General features: G+C 69.3%; 3 protein-coding genes. All 3 read left to right on the plus strand.

All coding sequences use genetic code 11. The annotated features are described in order from the left end of the window. Window positions 1-680: signal peptidase I (locus tag VOI19_RS18790; protein WP_323794460.1), on the plus strand; the 680-nt coding region annotated here is incomplete at its 5' end. Between the two features lie 20 nt (window positions 681-700). After that, window positions 701-1165, plus strand: a complete 465-nt coding sequence (locus tag VOI19_RS18795; protein ID WP_323794461.1) for a hypothetical protein — start codon at window positions 701-703, stop codon at window positions 1163-1165. A 56-nt stretch (window positions 1166-1221) separates the two neighbouring features. Next, a partial coding sequence (locus VOI19_RS18800; RefSeq protein WP_323794462.1) for a PAS domain S-box protein occupies window positions 1222-1900 on the plus strand: 679 nt, incomplete at its 3' end.

A 1900-nucleotide genomic window follows, 5' to 3' on the forward strand; every position in this document is an offset into this window, starting at 1 on the left:
CTGCGGGCCGGGAGGGCGGCCTCCCCCCGTCGCCCTTCCGGCCCCCCCCCGGCCGGGAGGGCGGGGCCCCCGCCGCCCTTCCGGCAACACCCACCTCGCCATCGGAGGCACGGCACCCGCCCGCCTCCTTCCGCTCGGAAGGCAATGTCATGAAGATCCTTCAGCACCCGCGGACGACGCGCGTCGTCCAAGTGATCACCAACGTCGCGTTCGCGGCAGCGCTCACCCTGGCCTTGTTCCTCGGGTTGAGCTTCGCTCCCACCATGGCCGGCCAGGAGTCGCTCATCGTCACCAGTGGCAGCATGGGTTCAGCCATGCCCACTGGGTCGGTGGCGATCACCAGGGCGGTGCCCGTGGCCTCGGTGGCGGTCGGCGACATCGTCAGCTACCGACACCCGGGCGAGCGCATCCCGACCACGCACCGCGTGACCACGGTGGAACAGGACGGTTCAGCACGGATCCTTCGCACCAAGGGTGACGCCAACAGCTTCGAGGACGTGCTGCCCGCTCGGGTGAGCGGTGAGATTCACGTCGTCGAGCGAGTCGTGCCGATGGCCGGCAGCCTGATCCTCTTCGTGCGTGGGCTGGGCGGCACCCTCCTTTTCCTGGTGGTCCCGGTCCTCGGTCTGGTCTTCGCTCGGAACCCACGCCGCGTTTCGCGAGCGCCGGTGGTCGCATGACCTCGACACGGACCGTAGCCGTGGCCGTCGTGCTGGTCGCGCTGATGGCGGGCCCGGCTCACGGGTGGTTTACCGAGCGGGCGGCCTCGTCGAACACGTTCTCGACTGCGACGCTGGCGCCACCGGGACGGCTGGTCGCGAGCGCCAGCTGTGACGACCTCCTCGGCTCCGCGTCGGTGGACCTGAAGTGGCGGCCGAGCGCGTCTCCCTTCACCACCGGGTACGAGATCTTCCGGCGCCTCGGGGCCTCCGGTCCGTATGAATTCTTGGGGTCGACCGATGCAGCAACCACCACCTACACCGACGGACCGATCGCCGGAACGGACTTCCTGGAACTCGCGCTCAGCAGCGCCGTGGTGCGTTACGTTGTTCGGGCGCGAGCACACGCATGGATCAGCGAGGACTCGAACGAGGCGGTGGCGGAAGTGGGCCTGCTGTGCTTCCTGCCTGACGTGCCCGACCTGACCGTTCTGCGACGTCCGTGACGGGAGCGGACCGTCAGGCCGAGGTGGCAGCTGTCCTGGGTGACGCTGTCGTGGCGATGTGCACGGCCGACCTGGCCGATCTCGACGTCGACGAGATCCTGCGCGCTGCTGCCGAGGTCACAGGGTCCGACCCCCTAGTCGAGCAACCTGGCCCACCGGGCTCGCCCCAGGCGCTGCTGCTGGAGCTGATCCGAGCGAGCCCGGGCCGCACGGTGGCCGGGGACCTCGAGGACTGGGATCCCGATCGGAGCGGCCCGTTCGTCGCCACGGTGGCCGGAGAGGGCGCACGCGCGCTGATCGTGGGCTTCGTTGCTCGTGACGCTACCCGTGACTGGAGCCCGATGATCGTGCCGGGGCTCAGGGCTCTGGGGGCGGCCTACGCGGTCGGTATCGAGCGTCACCAACTCGCTGAGGACTTGCGGAGCCGGGACTCGCTGACGCAAGCGGTGCTGGAGGCATCCCTCGACAGCATCATCACCATCAACTCATCCGGCGTCGTGGTCGAGTTCAACCCGGCCGCCGAGGTCATGTTCGGACACTCGCGGTCGGCCGCGGTGGGTGCGCGGATGTCCGACTTGATCGTGCCCGCGGGCTACCGCGCCCAGCACAATGCCGGCATCGAGCACTACCTCAAGACCGGAGAAGGCCCGGCCTTGCGTCAACGGGTGAAGCTTCCGCCCATGCGCGCCGACGGATCGATCTTCCCCGCCGAGATCGCGATCGTGCCGGTCATGG

The sequence above is a fragment of the Nocardioides sp. genome (genome assembly GCF_034670285.1).
Classification (GTDB): Bacteria; Actinomycetota; Actinomycetes; order Propionibacteriales; family Nocardioidaceae; genus Nocardioides.